Origin of the sequence: Microbacterium sp., from assembly GCF_047602155.1 — a bacterium.
Lineage (GTDB): Bacteria > Actinomycetota > Actinomycetes > Actinomycetales > Microbacteriaceae > Microbacterium.
Map to the genome: position 1 here is coordinate 3,039,685 of NZ_JASGHZ010000001.1, position 19,507 is coordinate 3,059,191.

21 protein-coding genes and 1 tRNA gene are annotated in these 19,507 nt (G+C 71.7%); 11 read left to right on the top strand and 11 right to left on the bottom strand.

The genetic code is table 11. From position 1 onward, the window contains the following. From QM720_RS14075 to QM720_RS14085, 3 genes are read right to left on the bottom strand one after another with little or no spacing between them, the layout of a single operon-like run. Positions 1-951 (bottom strand): type II secretion system F family protein, encoded by a 951-nt coding sequence (locus QM720_RS14075; protein WP_415127559.1) that lies wholly within the window; start codon positions 949-951, stop codon positions 1-3. Beyond that, positions 948-1,814, bottom strand: a complete 867-nt coding sequence (locus QM720_RS14080) for a type II secretion system F family protein (protein ID WP_415127561.1) — start codon at positions 1,812-1,814, stop codon at positions 948-950. The genes QM720_RS14075 and QM720_RS14080 overlap by 4 nt, the downstream gene beginning before the upstream one ends. Beyond that, the gene (locus QM720_RS14085; RefSeq protein ID WP_415127563.1) at positions 1,811-2,992 is read right to left on the bottom strand and encodes a CpaF family protein; all 1,182 of its coding nucleotides are present in this window, start codon (positions 2,990-2,992) and stop codon (positions 1,811-1,813) included. Before QM720_RS14085 ends, QM720_RS14080 begins: the two co-directional genes overlap by 4 nt. 89 nt (positions 2,993-3,081) lie before the next feature. Between QM720_RS14085 and QM720_RS14090 the strand changes: the two genes are divergently transcribed. The 3 genes from QM720_RS14090 to QM720_RS14100 all read left to right on the top strand — a co-directional run bounded on the left by QM720_RS14090 (position 3,082) and on the right by QM720_RS14100 (position 4,484). Beyond that, positions 3,082-3,163 (top strand) — tRNA-Leu (locus QM720_RS14090). 62 nt (positions 3,164-3,225) lie between these two features. Continuing rightward, a complete protein-coding gene (locus QM720_RS14095) occupies positions 3,226-3,930 on the top strand; it encodes a DedA family protein (protein ID WP_415127565.1) in 705 nt (234 codons plus the stop codon). A 218-nt stretch (positions 3,931-4,148) separates the two neighbouring features. Then, positions 4,149-4,484: a hypothetical protein gene (locus QM720_RS14100; RefSeq protein ID WP_415127567.1), complete on the top strand. Its 336-nt coding sequence runs from the start codon at positions 4,149-4,151 to the stop codon at positions 4,482-4,484. Between the two features lie 7 nt (positions 4,485-4,491). On the opposite strand, the gene QM720_RS14105 is transcribed toward QM720_RS14100, so the two are convergent. From QM720_RS14105 to murI, 4 genes are all read right to left on the bottom strand, one after another. After that, on the bottom strand, positions 4,492-5,403 hold the full coding sequence (locus QM720_RS14105; RefSeq protein WP_415127569.1) for a cation diffusion facilitator family transporter: 912 nt from the start codon (positions 5,401-5,403) through the stop codon (positions 4,492-4,494). Positions 5,404-5,485: 82 nt separating this feature from the next. Beyond that, positions 5,486-6,115, bottom strand: a complete 630-nt coding sequence (gene rdgB / locus QM720_RS14110) for an RdgB/HAM1 family non-canonical purine NTP pyrophosphatase (protein ID WP_415127571.1) — start codon at positions 6,113-6,115, stop codon at positions 5,486-5,488. Beyond that, a complete protein-coding gene (gene rph, locus QM720_RS14115) occupies positions 6,070-6,804 on the bottom strand; it encodes a ribonuclease PH (RefSeq protein WP_415127573.1) in 735 nt (244 codons plus the stop codon). Before rph ends, rdgB begins: the two co-directional genes overlap by 46 nt. Continuing rightward, a complete protein-coding gene (gene murI, locus QM720_RS14120) occupies positions 6,801-7,628 on the bottom strand; it encodes a glutamate racemase (protein ID WP_415127575.1) in 828 nt (275 codons plus the stop codon). The genes rph and murI overlap by 4 nt, the downstream gene beginning before the upstream one ends. 37 nt (positions 7,629-7,665) lie before the next feature. Between murI and QM720_RS14125 the strand changes: the two genes are divergently transcribed. Continuing rightward, positions 7,666-8,988 carry a nicotinate phosphoribosyltransferase gene (locus QM720_RS14125; RefSeq protein ID WP_415127577.1) on the top strand — a complete coding sequence of 441 codons (1,323 nt, stop codon included), beginning with the start codon at positions 7,666-7,668 and terminating at the stop codon, positions 8,986-8,988. Between the two features lie 13 nt (positions 8,989-9,001). Here QM720_RS14125 and QM720_RS14130 read toward each other — a convergent pair whose 3' ends face one another. Genes QM720_RS14130 through QM720_RS14140 form a run of 3 tightly spaced genes read right to left on the bottom strand, consistent with a single transcriptional unit; the run spans position 9,002 to position 12,226 of the window. Continuing rightward, entirely contained in the window at positions 9,002-9,268 is a 267-nt protein-coding gene (locus tag QM720_RS14130) for a DUF3039 domain-containing protein (RefSeq protein WP_415127579.1), read from the bottom strand. 31 nt (positions 9,269-9,299) lie between these two features. Then, positions 9,300-10,856, bottom strand: coding sequence for a hypothetical protein (locus tag QM720_RS14135; RefSeq protein ID WP_415127581.1), 1,557 nt, complete (start codon positions 10,854-10,856; stop codon positions 9,300-9,302). Then, positions 10,832-12,226, bottom strand: a complete 1,395-nt coding sequence (locus QM720_RS14140) for an ABC transporter ATP-binding protein (RefSeq protein ID WP_415127583.1) — start codon at positions 12,224-12,226, stop codon at positions 10,832-10,834. The genes QM720_RS14135 and QM720_RS14140 overlap by 25 nt, the downstream gene beginning before the upstream one ends. 216 nt (positions 12,227-12,442) lie before the next feature. Here QM720_RS14140 and QM720_RS14145 point away from each other — a divergent pair, with 216 nt between their 5' ends. The 6 genes from QM720_RS14145 (at position 12,443) to QM720_RS14170 (ending at position 17,068) form a co-directional block, all read left to right on the top strand. Continuing rightward, complete coding sequence (locus tag QM720_RS14145) at positions 12,443-13,135, top strand: NTP transferase domain-containing protein (RefSeq protein WP_415127585.1); 693 nt, start codon at positions 12,443-12,445, stop codon at positions 13,133-13,135. Between the two features lie 54 nt (positions 13,136-13,189). Further along, the gene (locus QM720_RS14150; RefSeq protein ID WP_415127587.1) at positions 13,190-14,146 is read left to right on the top strand and encodes a hypothetical protein; all 957 of its coding nucleotides are present in this window, start codon (positions 13,190-13,192) and stop codon (positions 14,144-14,146) included. Positions 14,147-14,678: 532 nt separating this feature from the next. Then, a complete protein-coding gene (locus QM720_RS14155; protein WP_415127589.1) occupies positions 14,679-14,801 on the top strand; it encodes a hypothetical protein in 123 nt (40 codons plus the stop codon). A 433-nt stretch (positions 14,802-15,234) separates the two neighbouring features. Further along, a complete protein-coding gene (locus QM720_RS14160; RefSeq protein ID WP_415127591.1) occupies positions 15,235-15,456 on the top strand; it encodes a hypothetical protein in 222 nt (73 codons plus the stop codon). 23 nt (positions 15,457-15,479) lie between these two features. Then, positions 15,480-15,695: an SCO4848 family membrane protein gene (locus QM720_RS14165; protein ID WP_415127593.1), complete on the top strand. Its 216-nt coding sequence runs from the start codon at positions 15,480-15,482 to the stop codon at positions 15,693-15,695. A gap of 32 nt (positions 15,696-15,727) precedes the next feature. Continuing rightward, positions 15,728-17,068: a maltokinase N-terminal cap-like domain-containing protein gene (locus tag QM720_RS14170; RefSeq protein ID WP_415127595.1), complete on the top strand. Its 1,341-nt coding sequence runs from the start codon at positions 15,728-15,730 to the stop codon at positions 17,066-17,068. Positions 17,069-17,078: 10 nt separating this feature from the next. Here QM720_RS14170 and QM720_RS14175 read toward each other — a convergent pair whose 3' ends face one another. Continuing rightward, positions 17,079-18,347, bottom strand: a complete 1,269-nt coding sequence (locus tag QM720_RS14175) for a CDP-glycerol glycerophosphotransferase family protein (RefSeq protein ID WP_415127597.1) — start codon at positions 18,345-18,347, stop codon at positions 17,079-17,081. Between the two features lie 132 nt (positions 18,348-18,479). Here QM720_RS14175 and QM720_RS14180 point away from each other — a divergent pair, with 132 nt between their 5' ends. Beyond that, on the top strand, positions 18,480-19,502 hold the full coding sequence (locus tag QM720_RS14180) for a glycosyltransferase family 2 protein (RefSeq protein ID WP_415127954.1): 1,023 nt from the start codon (positions 18,480-18,482) through the stop codon (positions 19,500-19,502). Positions 19,503-19,507: the final 5 nt, after the last annotated feature.

A 19,507-nucleotide genomic window follows, 5' to 3' on the forward strand; every position in this document is an offset into this window, starting at 1 on the left:
CTAGGTTAGGGGTGGGCCGTCTGGGCGGGCCAATCGCCACGCGGGCGACGCCGTAGCTCGACCGTCGCAGGGTGGGAACCCCATATTATGTGGCAGCAGCATGTAGATCTCCTTGCGGCCGGCCGCCTCGATGAGGGTGCGTTTGGCGTCTTCGCGGGCGTCGACGGCCTGCTGCTGCAGGACGTGCGCGAGCGGGGCACCGCGGTCCATGGCCGCCACGAGGTGCTCGATTGCGCGCGAGAGCGCCGGCACGTCGAGCCCCTTCGCCACCGCGAGCAGCGCGTCGGGCAGATTCGACCCGGTGCCGCTGGCGAGCACGGCGCCGCGCAGCTCCGCCGTCAGCACCCCCGACCCGACCTCGCCGACGCGGCGCAGCGCGTCACGGAGCCCCTCGCCCGCCGCCAGGCACAGGGCGAGGAATTCGAGCACCGTCGGCAACTCCTCCTCCACGCGCGTGGAGCGCCGCCGCGCCGCGGCCGACAGCCGGTAGTCGTACGCGACGATGGCGACCACCGCCAGCAGCGGCGGTAGCGCGACGGTCACCGGGCCGCCGCGCCCGGCGAGGGTGAGCGCCACGGCGAGCCCGCCGCCGACGGCGACCGCGATCAGCGCCCAGGCCAGCTGCCGGGCGCGGAAGCCGACGGCATCCTGCGTCCACGCCGCCTGCCGCAGCCGCTGTTCGAGAGCCCCGCCGCGGGGGCCTGCGGCCCACGCGAGCCAGCCGCCAGGCACGAGGCGTCGCACCCCGCGCAGCGACCACCCGGACGGCGATGCCAGCGGCGCGAGCGGGGTGAGCCCGAGCGGATCGGCGACGTCACGCAGATACGGCGCGATGCGGCGAGAGAGCGTCGGCGCCGACCAGCGCGGGATCCGCGCGGCGGTCAGGAGCACTCCCGACGCGAACGCGCCGCCGAGCACGGCGGCGAAGGCGGCGAGCGTGACGGGGCTCACCCGAACCACCGCCTCGGTTCGGGAAGCCGGCCCAGCAGCATCGTCAGCCGGTACGCGAGCACCGAGATGACGGCACCGACGATCACGACCACCACTCCAGCCGGCGTGCCGTACGCGGCGGCGCCCTCGGGGCGCATCGCCAGCAGGCCCAGCACGATCCACGGCGCGACGACGCCGACCACCGCGGCGCCGCGCACCCACGACTGGCGCGACTCGACCTCCGCGCGCAGCGTCGCGTCGGCGCGCACGGATGCCGACAGCGCGCGCAGCACCGAGGTCAGCTCGGTGCCGCCCACCTGCCGTGCCATCCGCAGCGTCTCGATGATGCGGTCGGCGACGGGGTCGGCGAGCGCCGCCTTCAGCCGGAGGGCACTGGAATCGAACTGGCCGGATGCCGCCATGTCCGCCGCGAACCTGCCGAAGGCGGGGCGCAGCGGCGGCGGCCCGCTGGTCGCGAGCGCCGAGACCGCGTCGGGGAGGGACACGCCCGCGCGCGCCGCCGAGATGAGCAGGTCGCAGACGTCGGACCACAGTCCGCGTCGCGATCTCCGCAGGCGCCGAGCCCGCGACCGCAGCCACGAGAACGGCGCCACGGCGCCGGCGACGGCAGCGACGAGCGCGACGGCCGGCAGCGTCGTGACCAGCCACGCGAGCGCACCGCTCATCGCCGCCACGACCCCGGCGATGAGCACGGGCCGGCCGACCGGTGCGTGGGCGTACCCCGCCTCGCGCAGCAGACGCCCCAACCCGCCGTCGGCACGGACCGTGGCCTCGCGCCGGCTGGTGCCGGCCTGTGGCCACAGCCACGGCGAGGCGACGAGCAGGACGCCCGCCGCCAGCACCGCACCCCACACGACGCTCATGCGTCATCGCCCCGGTACAGTTCCCGCGTCTCGACGACGCCTGCGACGACCCGACCCGTCGTCGCGAGGATCTGCTCGACGAACCGCCGTCCGTCGGCGCCGCGGCGGCAGTGCACGACGAGGTGCACGCCCGAGGCGATCGCCGGCACGACGAAAGCGGCATCGATGTTGCGCCCGGCCAGCAACGGCAGGGTCGCGAGTCGATGCAGCGCGTCGGCGGCCGAGTTCGCGTGGATCGTCGCCGCCCCCGGAACCCCGGTGTGCAGCGCCAGGAGCAGATCGAGCGCCTCGGCGTCGCGCACCTCCCCCACCACCAGCCGGTCGGGGCGCATGCGCAGCGCCTCTTTCACGAGCCGTCGCAGTTCCACCGCGCCGGTGCCTTCGAGGCTCGGCTGCCGCCCCTGCAGCGCGACGATGTCGGGCGCACGGACGGCGAGCTCGAACGTCTCCTCGACCGTGACGATGCGCTGCTCGGGCAGGCACGCGCCGATGAGCGCGGCGAGCATCGTCGTCTTGCCGGCGTGCGTCGCCCCCGACACGAGCACGTTGCGGCCGCCGGTCATCGCGCCGCGCAGCAGGCGTGCCGCGGTCGCCGGAAGCGAGCCCGCTGCGACGAGATCGTCGAGCGAGCGCCGCGCCGTGAGGAACTTGCGGATGTTGACGGCGTAGTGCGCGCGGGTGATGTCCGGGATCACGACGTGCAGGCGCGAGCCGTCCGGCAGCGACGCGTCGACGAACGGCTGGCTGAGGTCGACCCGGCGACCGGTGGCATGCAGCATCCGCTCCACGAGGTCGCGCACGAGTTCGTCGGTCAGCCGCAGCGCGACGCGCTCGCTGACCCCGTCGCGGGCGACGAAGATCGTCTCGGGATCGTTGATCCAGATCTCCTCGACCCGCGGATCGTCCAGCAGCACCTGCAGCGGGCCGTAGCCGGTGACCCGGGCGAGCACGTCGCGCACGCACGCCGCCTCGTCGTCGACGAACTCGAGCCCTCGGGCGAGCGCGTAGTCGTTGTGGCGGCGCACCTCGGCGAGCGCGACCTGCTCGGCCAGTCCGGGATGACGCAACGGGTCGGCCTGCTCCTCGCGCAGCCGATCGCGCACGCGCTGCGCGACGAGCACGGCGGGTGACCCGGCGGCGTCGGATGCCGGTGGCGCGTACGTGGAAGAGGGTGTCACATCCGGCATCCTGGCAACTTTGCGAAACCGCCGTGCAACTTATCCACAGCCCGGGTCGGCAACGGCCGCCGGATAGACTGAGCTTTCTCGCGGGAGTGGTGAAATCGGCAGACACGCAGGATTTAGGTTCCTGTGCCTTCGGGCGTGTGGGTTCAAGTCCCACCTTCCGCACAGCGACGCCGACTAGGGTTGCTTGCTCATCCGCCGACCATACAAAGACCGACGGGAACCCCGTGCATTCTCTGGCTCTCATCCCCTGGCTCGACCCCGAATACGTGATCGGCACCGCCGGACCGTGGGCGCTGCTGGTGGTCTGCTTCATCGTCTTCGCCGAGACGGGCCTGCTCGTCGGATTCCTGCTGCCGGGCGACACCCTGCTTGTCATCTCGGGTCTGCTGTCGCAATCGACGGCGACGGCGCCGCACGGCGTGTTCGGGATCAGCGTGTGGTGGGTGGCCCTTCTCATCGCCGTCTCCGCCTTTGTCGGCGGCGAGGTGGGCTACCTCATCGGGCACAAGGGGGGGCCGGCGGTCTTCGAGCGCAAGGAATCGGGCCTGTTCAGCCGCAAGAACGTCGAGCGCACCAACGCGTTCTTCGAACGGTACGGCGGGCTGACCGTCGTGCTCGCCCGGTTCGTGCCGATGGTCCGCACGTTCGCCCCCGTCGCGGCCGGCGTGGGACATATGCCGTGGCGGAGATATTCGCTCTACAACCTGGTCGGTGCCGTGCTGTGGGGCTTCGGACTGACGATGTTCGGCTACGCCATCGGCTTCATCCCGCCGGTCGCGTGGTTCGTGCAGGAGTACATCGACTACATCCTGCTCGCCGCCGTCAGCGGCACGGCGCTCATCACGGTGTGGCACTACTTCGCCGAACGCCGTAAGGTCCGCAGGGAGCTGGCGGCGGAGGCCGCCGGCACGACGGAGCCGACCGCCTGAGGGTTCATAACTCAGGCAGAATGCGCCCAGACGGCCCGAATCCGCGCCGACGGTGGCATTGAAGACGACGATCGCGGTGCCGCCGGTCGTCGACGACCTCGGCGCGGCGCGCGATCGGCGGAGTGGCTGAAGGTCATGCCCACCCGCACGCGGGCGTGGCCAGCGCGACTGACCTGTGTCAGGATGAGTGCTCATGCACCGCTACAACGGCCCACCTGATGTCTGACGCCATCGCATTGAGGAAGCGCGAAGACACGGCATGGACGCTGTGGGTCGTTCAGTCCTGCATCGCGATCTGCGCAGTCATCTATATCTGGATGCGAGCCCTCAGCATCCCGCATTGCGGTCTGGACTGCGACACCAAATTGCTACAGCAAGCGCTTGTCGCCTTTTTCTGGACGGCGCTGGGGCTGGCCGTACTCTCCGCCGCCCTTCTCGGAGTCGCGCGCTCAAGACTCTGGCTGTGGATGATTCCGGTCGTGGGTTTGGGGCTCACCGTGATCGCGGCCTTCGTCGCCAACTACGTCAGCGATATTGCGCTGCGGTTCATCTGACGCCGTCTCACTCGTGGGCGTCGTGGTCGCGGTGGCCAGCGGGTTCGAACTGGAACGTCGAGTGCTCGACGTCGAAGTGCTCCGACAGGCAGCGCTGCAGCCGGCGCAGCAGCGCCACCGAGCCGCCGGCGAGCACGTCGGCCTCGACGACGACGTGCGCCGTGAACACCGGCGCGCCGCGCGTCAGCTGCCACACGTGCACGTCGTGCACCTCGACGACCCCCGCCTCGCGGCGGATGTGGTCGCGAATCGCGCCCACCTCGGTGCCCCGCGGCGCCCGCTCCCCCAGTACCGAGAACACCTCGCGCAGCAGGCCAATGGCGCGCGGCACGATCATCGCCGCGATGACGAGGGAGGCGAGCGGGTCGGCCGGCATCCATCCGGTCGCCTGGATGACGAGGGCCGCGACGATGACGACGGCCGACCCGATGAAATCGCCGAGCACCTCGAGGTAGGCGCCGCGCACGTTGATGCTGCGCTTCTGCGCGGCGCTGAGCAGGTACATCGCGATGCCGTTCGCGAGCAGGCCGACGGCGGCGACGACGAGCATCAGCGTGCCGGCCACCTCGACCCCGGCGGGCTGCAGCAGGCGCTGCACCGCCTCGACCACGATCCACACCGAGAGCGCCAGGAGGATCACCGCGTTGATCAGCGCCCCGAACACCTCGGCGCGCTGGTACCCATAGGTGTTGCGATCGTCCGCCGGGCGCGCGGCGACCGTCGCGGCGATGAGCGCGATCACGAGCGCGGAGGCGTCGGCGAACATGTGTGCCGCGTCGGCCAGCAGCGCGAGCGACCCGCTGAGAGCGGCACCGACGATCTGCACGACCATGACGGTCGCGGTGAGGCACAGCGAGATCGCGAGCAACCTCCGATTGCTCGCGTCGCGGATACCGCCGGCCGGCGCATGATCGTGCACGCTTCGAGGCTATGCCCGCCAGCCGTCGCTACCGCGGCACGTGCCGCAGTCGGGAATGAAACCGATTCTCAGTCGCTCGTCGTCACACCTCTGACAGCAGCGGCACGAGGGCCGCGAACGCCCGGGCGCGGTGGGATGCCGCGTTCTTCTCCCCGGGCGACAGTTCGGCGGCGGTGCGGTCCTGCCCGTCGGGGAGGAAGATCGGGTCGTAGCCGAAGCCGCCGGCGCCGGATGCCGAGGTCGCGAGCCGGCCCGGCCAGATGCCCTCGACGACGTGCTCGGCGCCCTCGGGGGTCACGAGCGCGATGGTCGAGACGAACTGCGCGGTGCGGTGCGGGTCTGCGATGTCGGACAGCTGGTCGAGGAGCAGTGCGAGGTTGGCCCCGGCATCCTTGCGATGACCCGCCCAGTACGCCGAGAACACCCCGGGCGACCCGCCGAGCACATCGACGCAGATGCCGGAGTCGTCGGCGAGTGCCGGCAGGCCGGTGTGCGCGGCGGCCGCGCGCGCCTTGATCAGGGCGTTCGCGGCGAAGGTCACGCCGTCTTCCACCGGCTCCGGCCCGTCGTAGCCGACGACCTCCAGGTCGGGTCGGGTCGCCGCGACAATCGCGGCGAACTCCGCCACTTTGTGGGGGTTGTGAGTGGCCAGGACGATGCGGCGCGTCACCGTCCCAGCGCCTCCGCCTGCGCAGCCTTCAGGTCGGCGCATCCCGCGACACCCAGCTCCAGCAGCGCATCCAGCTCGCGCTTGTCGAACGGGGCGCCCTCGGCGGTGCCCTGCACCTCGACGAACAGTCCACGGCCGGTGACGACGAGGTTCATGTCGGTCTCGGCGCGCACGTCCTCGACATATGCCAGATCGAGCATGGGCTCGCCGTCGATGATCCCGACGGACACCGCCGCCACCGAATCGATGAGCACGGAGGCGTTTTTCGCGACGAGGCCCTTGGCCCGGCCCCACTCGATCGCGTCGGCCAGTGCCACGTAGGCGCCCGTGATCGCGGCGGTGCGCGTGCCGCCGTCGGCCTGCAGCACGTCGCAGTCGATGACGATCGTGTTCTCGCCCAGCGCCTTCGTGTCGACGACGGCACGCAGCGCGCGGCCGATCAGGCGCGAGATCTCGTGCGTGCGCCCGCCGATCTTGCCCTTCACGCTCTCGCGGTCGTTGCGCGAGTTCGTCGCGCGCGGCAGCATGGCGTACTCCGCCGTGACCCAGCCTTTGCCCTTGCCGGCGAGCCAGCGCGGCACGCCCCCGGTGAACGAGGCCGTGCACAGCACCTTGGTGCCCCCGAACGAGATGAGCGCGGAGCCCTCGGCGTGGGCGCTCCAGCCCCGCTCGATCGTGACGGGGCGCAGCTGGTCGACGCGGCGCCCGTCGGCGCGGACGGTGGTGGTCATGAGTGTCCCTTCGGAAGGTCGATCGCGCCCGTCTGGACGAGTCGCACGGCATCGACGCCGCGGCCCATGAGCCGGTCGGCGAGGTGGAGGAAGTCGTCGGCGGAGTCGCCGGTGGCCTCGTAGACGCGGGTGGGGGCGGCATCCGGCCCCGCCAGCAGCTCGCGCGAGACGAGCTGGCGGTAGACGTCCTTCGCCGTCTCGGTGTCGCTGCTGACGAGCGACACGTCCGGACCCATGACGTAGCTGATGGCGCCCTCGAGGAACGGATAGTGCGTGCAGCCGAGCACGAGCGTGTCGACGCCGGCATGGCGCAGCGGCGCGAGGTAGTCCTCTGCGACCGCCAGCACCTCGGGCGAGCCGGTCACGCCGGCCTCGACGAACTCGACGAAGCGCGGGCACGCCTGCGCGAACACGGCGAGGCTCTCGTTGACCCCGAGCATGTCCTGGTAGACACCCGACCCGATCGTGCCGGCCGTGCCGATGACGCCGATGCGCCCGTTGCGGGTCGTGGAGATCGCCGTGCGCACCGCCGGGCCGATCACCTCCACCACGGGAACGTCGTAGCGTTCGCGCGCGTCGCGGAGCATGGCCGCGGATGCCGTGTTGCACGCGATCACGAGCATCTTCACGCCCTCGTCGACGAGCGTGTCGAGCACCTCGAGGCTGTAACGGCGGACGTCCGCGATCGGCTTCGGGCCGTACGGCGAATGCGCCGTGTCGCCGACGTAGAGCACCGACTCGCGCGGCAGCAGTTGCGAGACGGCCCGCGCCACCGTGAGCCCGCCGACACCCGAGTCGAAGATCCCGATGGGCGCGTCATTCACGATCCCCCAGCCTACCCGCCGCGGATAGAGTGGCGACATGCACGAGTCCACCGCCCTGCTGACCGACCGGTACGAGCTGACGATGATCGACGCGGCACTGCGCGACGGGACCGCGGCCCGCCCGTGCGTGTTCGAGCTGTTCGGGCGGCGCCTGCCCGGCGCCCGCCGGTTCGGCGTCGTGGCCGGCACCGGCCGGCTGCTGCAGGCTCTACGCGAGTTCCGCTTCGGCGACGACGAGCTGCGTCACCTGCGCGACCACCGCATCGTCGACGCCGCGACGATCGACTTCCTCGCCGGCTACCGCTTCGGCGGCACGATCCGCGGATACCGCGAGGGCGAGCTGTACTTCCCGGGTTCGCCGATCCTCACCGTCGAGGGCACCTTCGCCGAGGCCGTCGTCCTGGAGACCCTCGCCCTGTCGATCCTCAACCACGACTCCGCCGTGGCCAACGCCGCCGCCCGGATGAGCATCGCCGCCGGAGACCGGCCCCTCGCCGAGATGGGCTCGCGCCGCGCGAGCGAGCGCTCGGCCGTCGCCGCCGCCCGCGCCGCGTACATCACCGGCTTCGACGCCACGAGCAACCTCGAGGCGGGGCGCACCTGGGGCATCCCGACGATGGGCACGGCGGCGCACGCGTGGACGCTGCTGCACGACACCGAGGAAGATGCCTTCCGCAGCCAGATCGAGGCCCTGGGCACCGGCACGACCCTCCTCGTCGACACCTACGACATCCGTACGGGCGTCGCCACCGCGATCCGCGTCGCCGGCACCGGCCTCGGCGGGGTGCGGATCGACTCGGGCGATCTGCCCACGATGGCCGCCGAGGTCCGCGCGCAGCTCGACGAACTCGGCGCGACGGGCACGAAGATCACGGTGACGAGCGACCTCGACGAGTTCGCCATCGCGGCCCTCGCGGCATCCCCCGTCGACTCCTACGGCGTCGGGACGTCGGTCGTCACCGGCTCGGGCGCCCCGACCGCCGGCATGGTCTACAAGCTCGTCGCGCGGCAGGATGCCGCCGGTGCGTGGATCGCCGTCGCCAAGGCCTCGACCGACAAGGGGTCGAAGGGCGGACGCAAGGCGGCGTTCCGCACGCTCGACCACGGCACCGCGACGAGCGAACTGATCGCCGTGTCCGATGGCTTCGAGCACGTCGCGACGGCCGCCGACCACCCCGACGCGCGGGCGCTGCAGGTCACGCTCGTCGAGCACGGCGAACCGGATGCCGCCTTCGAGGGCCCCGTCGGCGTCACCGCCGCGCGGGAGCATCACGCCCGCGTGCGGGAGGAGTTGCCGGTGCGCGCGCTTGCGCTGAGCCGCTCGGAGCCGGCGATCCCGACCGTGTTCGTCGACGCGTGACGACCGGCCCGGGTCAGCCCATCAGGCCTTCGTAGATCTCCTTGCACGTCGGGCAGATCGGGAACTTCTCCGGGTCGCGCCCCGGCGTCCACTTCTTGCCGCACAGCGCCCGGACCGGCTTGCCGGTGATCGCCGACTCGAGGATCTGGTTCTTCTTCACGTAGTGCGAGAACCGCTCGTGATCGCCCGGTTCGAGATTCTCGTTGCGCAGCAGCTCTTCGAGCTCGCGGTCAAGGGTCAGCGTCCCGCCCTGGTCGGGCGCGTCCAGTGGGCTGCTCATGGTCACCGAGTGTAGCCCCGGACGTACGGCCTCAGGTCGATTCGGCGAACTCCATGAGCCGGCCGCCGCTGCGGTCGAACACCGCACCGCCGATGACGACGCCGACCGCCAGCACGACGACGCCGATGCCGAGACCGCCCCACATCGCCGCCCACGCCCACTGCGTCTCGTCGGCAAGACTCAGCCATGCCCACCACAGTGCGGGCGCGCTCAGGGCGACGGCGCCGATCAGCACGACCGCCTGCGCGAGGCCGCCCCCGGTGCGTTGCGGCTGCTGGAAGGGGCTCTCGCCCGGTCGCGATACCGGGTAGGGCGCGGCCACCGACATGATCGACGACAGCCCGAGGCCGCACAGGAACAGCGCCGCGCAGGCACCGATCATGGCGGGCATGATCGCCCACCGGCCATGCAGCGACACGGTCACCGGGATCGTGATCGCGAGCAGCAGCGTGCCGATCGCGACGACGGGCACGAGACGTCCCGCGCGATCGGCGGTGCCGCGCACGGCGCTCGCGAGGTGCATCCACAGCGCGTTCGAGTCGTAAGCGAGGTCGTTGTGCGCGATCCAGCCGAGGAACAGCGCCATCAGCGGCGCGGGGATCAGGGCAGCCGTGCCGACGTGCACTCCGACGAAGAGGAGGGGTACCACGACGATGACGGCGGCCACCGGGATGATCGCGACGTTCACGAGATAGCGCGGATCGCGCAGCCAGTACACCAGGCTGCGCGCGGCGATGCCGCCGGCCGGCGTCCCGCCCGTGATGTCGAACCAGCCGAGACCACGACGTTCGCGGGCCGTGCCCGGGCGCTCGGTCGTGGTCAGGAGACGTTCGACCAGCCAGCGCCAGAGCACCGTCAGTCCTCCGACGGTCAGCACCGCGACCACGAGCGGGCCGATCATCGTTCCGCGCAGCGCGGCGCCCGGCAGCGCCCAGGCCGCGCCGAACGGCGTCACCGCGAGCACCTCGACGGCCTGAGCCAGCGCCGACGGCACCGCGCCGCCCCACTCCAGCGAGACGAAGAAGATCGCGACGGGAACCACGACGACGACCACCGCGACGAGGAAGACGCCGGTCAGCTCGCGCGAGCGCCGGTCGCGCAGGGCGAGACTGCCGAGCGCCAGCGCGACCTTCGCGAGGAGGAGGCAGGTCAGCACCCCCAGCACCACCGACAGCAGCGTGACACCGAGCGACACGCCGTGCGCCCTCCAGAGCACGACGAGGCAGACGCCGACGGCGAGCAGCCCCAGCACCGGAACGCTGACGACGCTGGCCAGCAGCACCGACCAGGCCGTCGCCCGGGTCGACGCGCCGAACACCGCGAAGCGACGCGGGTCGAGCTGATCGGCCACTCCGCCCACGATCGCCGTGACGAAGAATCCGAGCGTCAACGCCGCGCATGCCACCGTCGTCACCGTGAAGGCGACGTCGAGCGCCGCGCCGCGCAGCCGGAGCACCCCGACGCACACGATCGCGACGGCCGCGACCAGCACGACGAACCCGAGAACGGTCCGCACGACACGGCGCCGATCGCCGCGCAGCGCCCCCAGCAGCAGGTCGAGCCTCAGCCGGAGAATGTGTGCAACCACTCCAGGCCCTCCACGTCGCTGATGCCGCCGACCAGCTCGACGAAGCGCTGCTCCAACGTCAGCTCGCCGCGCACCTCGTCGACCGTGCCGGCGGCGAGCACCTGCCCCGCCACGATGACGGCAACACCGCTGCAGACCCGCTCGACGAGATCCATGCCGTGGCTGGAGAGGACGACGGTGCCGCCGTGGGCGACGTAGGCGGAGAGGATGTCGAGGATCACGGCCGACGAGACGGGGTCGACGGACTCGAACGGCTCGTCGAGCACGAGAACGCGCGGCGAGTGGATCATGGCGCCGGCGAGCATGATCTTCTTCGTCATGCCGGCCGAGTAGTCCGAGACGGGGCGTCCGAGGGCGCCCTGGAGGTCGAACGCACGCGCCAGATCGGCGGTACGCGTCTCGACGACCGACGACCGCAGGCCGCGCAGCACCCCGTAGTAGTGCAGCAGCTGCCTGCCGGTGAGGCGATCGAACGTGCGCAGCCGGTCGGGCAGGACGCCCATCTGGCGCTTGGCCCGTGTCGAGTCGGTCGCCAGGTCGACGCCGGCGACCTGGATCGAGCCGGCGTCGGCGCGCAGCAGCCCGGCGATCATCGACAGGGTCGTGGTCTTGCCCGCGCCGTTGGGCCCGACGATCCCGTAGAAGGTTCCCGCCGGAATCGTGAGGTCGATCGTGTCGACCGCGCGGGTCTGACCGAACGCCTTCGTCACTGCGCGCAGACGCACCGCCGGCACCGAGCCGTCCGCGTCCACGGCGACGAGGACGTCGTAATCCCGGGATGCCGCCTCCTCGACCGCGGCGACGGGCTCCGGCTCCGCGACAGGCTCCGGCTCCGCGACAGGCTCGGGTTCCCGTTCCACGACCGGTTCCGGTTCCGTGTGCACGATGGCTTCCGGTTCCGGTTCCCCGACCGGCGCAGGTTCTGGCTCCGGCTCCGGCTCCGGCTCCGGCTCCGGTTCTGGCTCAGGTTCTGGTTCTGGCTCCGCGACGGGTTCCGGCTCCGCGACGGGCTCGGGCTCCGCGACCTCGGGCTCCGCAATGACCACCGGCTCGGCGACCGCGTCCGGCTCCGCAACGACCTCGGCATCCGTCGCGACCTCGGTGTGCGCGGCCGCCTCGAACAGCGCGGCCGCCTCGGCGGCAGACAGCGCCGGCGGCGGCGGCGCGGCCACCGGCTTCTTGCGCGGGGCACGGCGCGGCCTCGGCTGCTTCGGCTTGGCGGGGGGCTTCGCGGGCGGGGCGGGCTCGATCGCGGCATCCGTGGTCTGAGCGGCGAACCCGGCGGCCGCCTCCGCCGCCGCGACGGGCGGCAAGGGCGGAAGCTCGCGCACGACGGCACCGTCTTCGGGCGTCGGGGCGGTCGCAGTCACCCGACCAACCTAGCAAGCCTGACGGGCAGCGCGACCGGGTTCACCCCGGCTTCACCCCGGTTTTACCCTGACAATCCGGTGAGCCCAATTGTCACGAATCGACAACGGCGACGGGTCTTCCTGCGCCCTCACAGGTAGCTTCGCTACCATTGCTGCGGCACGAAGGAGTGTCCGCACGTCGAACTGACAGTGAACACCTTCCTCCAGGAGCATCTTTTGACCCTTCAGACCGTCATCCTTGCAGCCGGCATGGGCTCGCGTCTCGGACGCGCTCTCCCCAAGCCCCTCACCGAGCTGAACGACGGCCGCACCATCATGCGCCAGCAGCACGACAACATCCGTGCCGCCTTCGGCGGCGACGCGCGGATCACCACCGTCGTGGGCTACCGCGCCGAGACCATCATCGAGGCCTTCCCCGACGTCGACTACGTGCACAACGAGCGCTACGACCAGACGAACACCTCGAAGAGCCTGCTGCGCGCCCTGAAGGCGACCGGCCGCGCCGGCGTGCTGTGGATGAACGGCGACGTCGTGTTCGACCCCCGCGTGCTCGGCCGCGCGATCGAGTTCATCGCGCGCGACCAGTCGTTCGTCGCCGTCAACACCTCGAAGGTCAGCGACGAAGAGGTCAAGTACACCGTCACCGCCGAGGGCTTCATCAAAGAGCTGTCGAAGACGGTGCGCGGCGGCATCGGCGAGGCTGTGGGCATCAATTACATCTCCAGCCGCGACAAGCGCGCGTTCATCGCACAGCTGGGTCGCGTCGACGACCAGGACTACTTCGAACGCGGCCTGGAGCTCGCGATCGCCGAGAACGGCGTCCTGCTCGAGCCGCTCGATATCTCCGACCTGTACGCCGTCGAGGTCGACTTCGCCGAAGACCTCGAGCGCGCCAACCAGTTCGTCTGAACCCGGCCCGGCGCCCAGCGCTCCTCCAGGGCGTGAGCATAGGATCGAGCCGTCATGGCCAAGGTCCACCGCATCCACTCGCTCCCCGACGACGCGCCCTGGGACGGCGGCCTACCGCCGGAGGGCTCCGCTGAGCACCCGCGCACCATCCGCATGCTCGATCGCGTGCTGGCCGTGCAGCGGCCGGTGGTCGTGGCGCATCTGCGCAGCATCCGGCTGCGGCATCCCGATGCCACCACCTCCGAGATCGTCCGGATGCTCGAGCGGCGCTATCTCGCCGCCGTCACGACCGGCGGTGCGGCCGTCGGCGCGACGGCGGTCGTGCCGGGCATCGGCACCGGCGTCACCCTCGCCCTCTCGGGCGTCGAGACGGTCGGATTCCTCGACGCGACGGCGCTGTTCGCGCAGTCGCTCGCGGAGCTGCACGGCATCCGGGTCGACAACCCCGATCGCGCCCGTGCGCTCGTGCTCACCCTGATGCTCGGCCAAGAGGGCGTCGACCTCGTCGCGCAGCTGGGTCGCCAGGCGGTCGGCAAGGGTGGCACGCGCTCGGCGTACTGGGGCGAGCTCATCACGAAGTCGCTCCCCCGGGCTGCGGTCGGGCCGCTCGTCGACCGCCTCAAGACGAGCTTCATCCACCAGTTCGCCGCGAAGGGCAGCGCGTCGGTCATCGGCAAGGCGCTCCCGTTCGGCATCGGCGCCGCCGTCGGCGGCACCGGAAACCATCTGCTCGGCCGCCGCGTCGTCGTCGGCTCACGGCGGGCGTTCGGAGTGGCGCCGGCGATCTACCCGGCCGAGCTCGAGCCCAAGCCCGGAGCGACCCGCCTGGAGACCGCGGCGGCCGGTCGTATCCGACGTGCCGGATCGATGCTGACGACCGGAGGCCGCAAGGCGACGGATGCCGTCGGCACCGCGATCGCGCAGGCGACCCCGCGGCGGCGGCCACGTGACGTCGACTCCCCGATCGCGCAGCCGCCCACCGCCCCGCCCGGTGCCCCCGTCGCGGAGTGACCAGTGGCGCCGGCTCGCCGCCGGGCCCGGTTCGGTCGCGGCATCCTGCGGGTCACACACGCCGACACCCACGCTTCGCCGCGACCGAACCAACGCGGCGTGAACCACCCCCGGTTCCGTCGCGGCAATCCGCGGGTCACACACGCCGACACCCACGCTTCGCCGCGACCGAACCAACGCGGCGTGAACCACCCCCGGTTCCGTCGCGGCAATCCGCGGGTCACAGACGCCGACACCCACGTTTCGCCGCGACCGAACCAACGCGGCGCTCTTCCTGCACAGGTCGGCGTCGCGGCGGAGTTTCCACAGTTGTGCCGCCGCGGGGTGATTCTCGGGCTACGCGCGTCGGAGGCTGCGTCTACCGTCACCGTCATGCTTCGCGCCTCGAAGCCCGTCGCTCCCGCCCGTGCCGCATCCCGTGGGAGGCCGATCGATCCGACGAGGTCCATCCGTCGGCGCGCAACGGGAGCGGCGAGCCGGCCAATTTCGTGCGCGTGTTCCGCTCCGACGGGGCGTCGGAGCACTGGGACAGTTGCTTCCCGGCGAGCAGGTGTCGCTCTGCCTCTGCGACACCGACACCGACGCGGTGGTCGTGACTATCGCGTGGTACCGCTGGCTCACGGATGAGGAGTACTGCTGGCGGTTCGTCGTCTGAGCGCGCGGTGACGAGGTGGTCGATGCCCGAGGTGCGCTCGTTCCAGCCTTGCGAGCAATCGATCCGAGATCGAGGTGACTGTTCGCCTGCCTCGACAGAGCGCAGAGAAGGTGCTTGCCCTTCTCGACGCAGAACAGACCACAGGCGCGATCGTCGCCACCTCGAAGCAAGAGTTCACGACGACTGAAGCCGCGAAACTCCTTGGCATCGCTGATCCTCGCGAAGGCGTGCGAAAAGCAGGGCCGATCGACCGAAAGCGGCTCTTCAGAGCGGTCTCAGGCGGTTTCACCCTGCTTTTGGCACGCGCAACGGGGCAGCCGCGGTTCCCGTTCCCAGACGTCCGCAAAGGTTCTCGGCATCGTCGAGCGCACGACGGGCCTTGGGGTGGCTTCGCTTGTGCGCTCGGTCGTCGTGTGAGCGCGAGAATGGACGTATGGGAATCTTCCAGAGCCGCCCCGAAGAGCCGACCGAGTGGGCCGGGCTGCCGTCGGAGCCGTGGGAACCGCGTTCGCCGTCGGAGGTGCTCCCGCCGCCGGTGGACGACCTCGGCGTGCTCGGGGCCGCCGGCGTCGCCGTATCGGTGCCGATCGAGCTGCACCTCGACGAGGTCGCGGACGGTGCCGCCCCGCAGACCGACGACGACGCATCGGCGTGATCGGCGGGCGCTAGGCTCGACGCGTGACACCCGTGCTCATCGCTCTGCTGCTCGTGAACGCGGCCTTCAACGCCCTCGTCTGGCCGCAGTTCTCCCGCCGGATCGCGAAAGACCCGCGGGCCCGCGACGCGGACGGAAAGCCCACTCGATTCCTGATCGTGCACGCCGTCCTCATCGGTGCCGCGCTCGCGCTGGCACTCGCCTCGCTCATCGCCGCGGTGGCCGCGCTCGCCGCCTGACCGCACCACCCGAAACCGCACCACGTCGACCAATGGACAGCACCCTCGCACTCCTGACGCAGTGGATGCCGCGCCAGCGCTGGTTCACCTCGGGAGAGAGCGCGCCGCGGCCGCGGATCCTCGCCGATCGGATGCTGCCCGCCTCCGACCCGAACGCGCGGGTGCGCCTGCTCGTCATCGCCGACGACGCCCGCACGCCCGCCATCGTCTACCAGGTCCCCGTCGTGCGGCGCCCTCGCTCAGCCACGACGGCGACGGCATCCGGGGTGATCGGGGCGATGGATGCCGTCGACGTTCTCGTCGACGGCCCGCACGATCCCGCCTACACGGACGCGCTCTGGCGCTCCCTCGCCGACGCCCCGAGCGGCGCCCCGCCCGCGGCACCACCCGACACTCCGCCCGCGGCATCGCCCGGCGCGGCCGCCGAAGTCCTCGCCGGCGAGCAGTCGAACACCTCGATCATCTTCCGCCCTCCAGGCGCCGCGCCCGTCATCTGCAAGGTGTTCCGCCAGGTGAACCCCGGACTGAACCCCGACATCGAGTTGCAGACGGCCCTGGCAGGCGCCGGGTCCCGCCACGTCCCGGCCGTCATCGGACGGCTCGACGGCGAGTGGTCGGATCCGGGCGATGCGGCGACGACCATCGCCGGTTCGCTCGCCTTCGCCCAGGAGTTCCTCCCCGGCGTCGAAGACGCCTGGCGCGTCGCCCTGCGCGCCGCCGCCGGCCAGGCGGACTTCGCCGAACCCGCCGAAGCCCTCGGCCGCGCGACCGCCGACGTGCACCGCGACCTCGCTCGCCTGTTCCCCACCCTCGCCGCCGACGGCGCCGCACACGCCGCCATCACCGGCGCCTGGCGACGACGACTCGCGACCGCCGTCGCCGAGGTGCCGAGCCTGGCCCGCCATCGCGAGGCCATCGAGCGCCGCTACGTCGCCGCGGCGTCGCGCCCGTGGCCGGCGTTGCAGCGCGTTCACGGCGACTACCACCTCGGTCAGGTGCTGCAGACCCCGGGGCGCGGCTGGATCATCCTCGACTTCGAGGGCGAGCCGATGCGGCCGATCGCGGAACGTCGGGCGCCCGACCTGGCCCTGCGGGACATCGCCGGCATGCTGCGATCGTTCGACTACGTCGCGGGGTCGCTCGCGCGAGACCGCCCGGCGGATGCCGCCGCCGCAGACGCGTGGGCGCATTCCGCCCGCGCCGCATTCCTGCGCGGCTACGCGGATGCCGCCGGCATCGACGACGCGGACGATCCGCTGCGGGACGCGCTGGAGCTCGACAAGGCCGTCTACGAGGCGATCTACGAGACGCGCCACCGCCCGGACTGGGTGGCGATTCCGCTCCGGGCGATCGAACGGCTCGTCACGCGCTGACCCCGCCGATTCACTCGTCGTCGAGTTCGGCCTCGTCCTCGCCCTCCTCGTCGGCGAGGGATCGCGTGTGCCACTGCTGCCATCGGTTCATCAGTTCGCCGATCGCCGCCTCGAATCGCGCCGAAGCGGCGCCCGGGGCGGTGTCGCCGAAGTAGTGCCGGACCCAGCCCTCCAGTCGCGTGACGGCATCCGGATCGGCGAGAACCCGGGCGACCTCGTCGACGATGCGGCCCGCGGAGGCGGCATCCAGCCACTCCGCGTCGGAGAGGTACCCGTGGGTGTCGACCACGGCCGCCTCATCGACGGGACGCGTCACCATGAGGGGCTTGTCGGCCGCCAGCCGGTCGTAAACCATCGCGGAGATGTCCACGACGGCGACGTCGGCCGCGGCAAGCTGCCAGCCGAGGTCGGGCCCCTCGTCGTAGACATGCCGCGCGGAGGGATCGGCGGCGTTGGCGGCCGCGATCGCGGCGATGATCCGGGCGTTGGCGGCACCGTACTCGGCATCCACGACACCCGACCGGGGATGGGGGCGATAGATCAGCCGATGGTCGGCCGAGGCGAGCACGGCCGCCGCCAGCGCCTCGCCGTGGGTGCGGATCGACCCGTAGTGCGCCGACGGCCGGTCGCCCTCCCACGTCGGGGCGTACAGCACGACCGTGCGGTCGTCGGGCGGGTACGGCAGCTCTCCCGAGTAGTGGTCGGCCTGCGGCCGGCCGATCGGGATCGTCCGCGCGTCGAGGTCGTAGTCCCACAGCACCCGGCCCAGGCGCTCGCGGGCGGCGTCGCCGGCGATCAGGGCGTAGTCGTACGCCTTGAACTGGTTGGTCGTCATGTACATCTTGTCGGACTCGCCGTGGTTGATGAACACGTGCCAGCGACGCCCGTATCGGAACATCTGGAAGTTGCGCGTGTTCTGGTTCGCGTACAGCACGACCCGCAGGTCCTGCGTCGCCACGTAGCGCTCGAGGTCGCGCACCGTCGGCACGAACGCGACGGGGAGGGCGCCGTCGTCGAGGATGCTGCGGGCACCCGTCGCGGTGCGGGCGAGCACGACGACCGGCCACCGCGACGCGATCCGCTGCAGCGGCTTGTACCACTGCCGCACCTGGTACATGTTGACCTCGCCGTCGGCGAAGTACACCGCGACCCGGAAGTGCTGGCGCGGATGCGGAGCCTGGCGCGCGAGCCGCGCGCGGACGTCGCGCACCGCGATGCGGTTGTGCAGCGCCTTGCGCAGCAGCGCCCGTGCCTTGCGCACGTCCGAAACGATTCCCACGACTCCAGCCTAAAGCGATGCGCGCGGCCACCGCCGCGACGGCGCGCGTGACATGATCGACGGGTGCATGACGACCAGGCCCGCCACCGGGACGCCCCCGTCCCTCCGGCCGGCTCGGGTGTCAGCTTCGTCATGCCGGTGCTCAACGAGGAGGGGTACCTCGAGCACGCCGTGCGCAGCGTCCTCGGGCAGGAGGTCGACGGGCCGGTCGAGGTGATCCTGGCGCTCGGACCCTCCTCCGACCGCACCGACGAGATCGCACGGCGGCTCGCCGCGGCAGACCCCCGCATCCGCCTGATCGCGAACCCCGCCGCCGACATCCCGATCGGCCTCAACCTCGCCATCCGTGCGGCGATCCATCCCACGATCGTGCGGGTCGATGCGCATTCCGAGCTCGAGCCGGGCTACACGACACGGGGGCTCGCGACCCTCGCCCGCGTCCGCGCGGCGAACGTCGGCGGAGTGATGCGCGCCGACGGTCGCACTCCCTTCCAGCGCGCCGTCGCGCGCGCCTACAACTCGCCCGTCGGCCTCGGGGGCGGGGCGTATCACTCCGGCGCCACGGAGGGGCCGGCCGAATCCGCGTATCTGGGTGTCATGCGCCGCGGAGTGCTCGACGAGGTCGGGATGTTCGACGAGTCGATCCGGCGCGGCGAGGACTGGGAGCTGAATCTGCGCATCCGGCGCGCCGGGTACCGCGTCTGGTTCGACCCCGGTCTGTCGGTGACCTACTGGCCGCGCGAGCGGTGGTCGCGCCTGGCCCGCCAGTTCCGGTCCACGGGAACCTGGCGCGGCGAGCTCGTGCGGCGCTACGGCCGGCGCAACTCGCTGCGCTTCTTCGCCCCGCCGGCCCTGGCCGTCGTCGCGGTGCTCGCGGTCGTCGTCGGCGCCCTGCAGGCGTTCGGTGTGCTCTCCGGCGTCGCGGGGCTGGCGGCATCCGTCGTCTACCTGCCGCTGATCGCCTACGTCGCGCTGCTGGTCGCCTACGCGCTCACCCCCGGCGCAGGGCCGGGCGCCCGCGAGCGGCTGTGGACTCTCGTCGTCCTGCCGACGATGCACCTCGCCTGGGGCGCCGGGTTTCTCCTGGGTGCCGCGCGCGGCGCGCGGGAGAACGTCGACACGTCCCGGCTCGACCGCAACACGCCGCTGCCGTAGCGACC

Coding starts and splice junctions, on each gene's coding strand:
- QM720_RS14100 (WP_415127567.1), top strand. CDS start 4,149: ATGTCTGACGCCATCGCATTGAGGAAGCGCGAAGACACGGCATGGACG.
- QM720_RS14180 (WP_415127954.1), top strand. CDS start 18,480: ATGCCGGTGCTCAACGAGGAGGGGTACCTCGAGCACGCCGTGCGCAGC.
- QM720_RS14125 (WP_415127577.1), top strand. CDS start 7,666: ATGCACGAGTCCACCGCCCTGCTGACCGACCGGTACGAGCTGACGATG.
- QM720_RS14080 (WP_415127561.1), bottom strand. CDS start 1,814: ATGAGCGTCGTGTGGGGTGCGGTGCTGGCGGCGGGCGTCCTGCTCGTC.
- rdgB (WP_415127571.1), bottom strand. CDS start 6,115: ATGCGCCGACCTGAAGGCTGCGCAGGCGGAGGCGCTGGGACGGTGACG.
- QM720_RS14130 (WP_415127579.1), bottom strand. CDS start 9,268: ATGAGCAGCCCACTGGACGCGCCCGACCAGGGCGGGACGCTGACCCTT.
- QM720_RS14160 (WP_415127591.1), top strand. CDS start 15,235: ATGGGAATCTTCCAGAGCCGCCCCGAAGAGCCGACCGAGTGGGCCGGG.
- QM720_RS14170 (WP_415127595.1), top strand. CDS start 15,728: ATGGACAGCACCCTCGCACTCCTGACGCAGTGGATGCCGCGCCAGCGC.
- QM720_RS14150 (WP_415127587.1), top strand. CDS start 13,190: ATGGCCAAGGTCCACCGCATCCACTCGCTCCCCGACGACGCGCCCTGG.
- rph (WP_415127573.1), bottom strand. CDS start 6,804: ATGACCACCACCGTCCGCGCCGACGGGCGCCGCGTCGACCAGCTGCGC.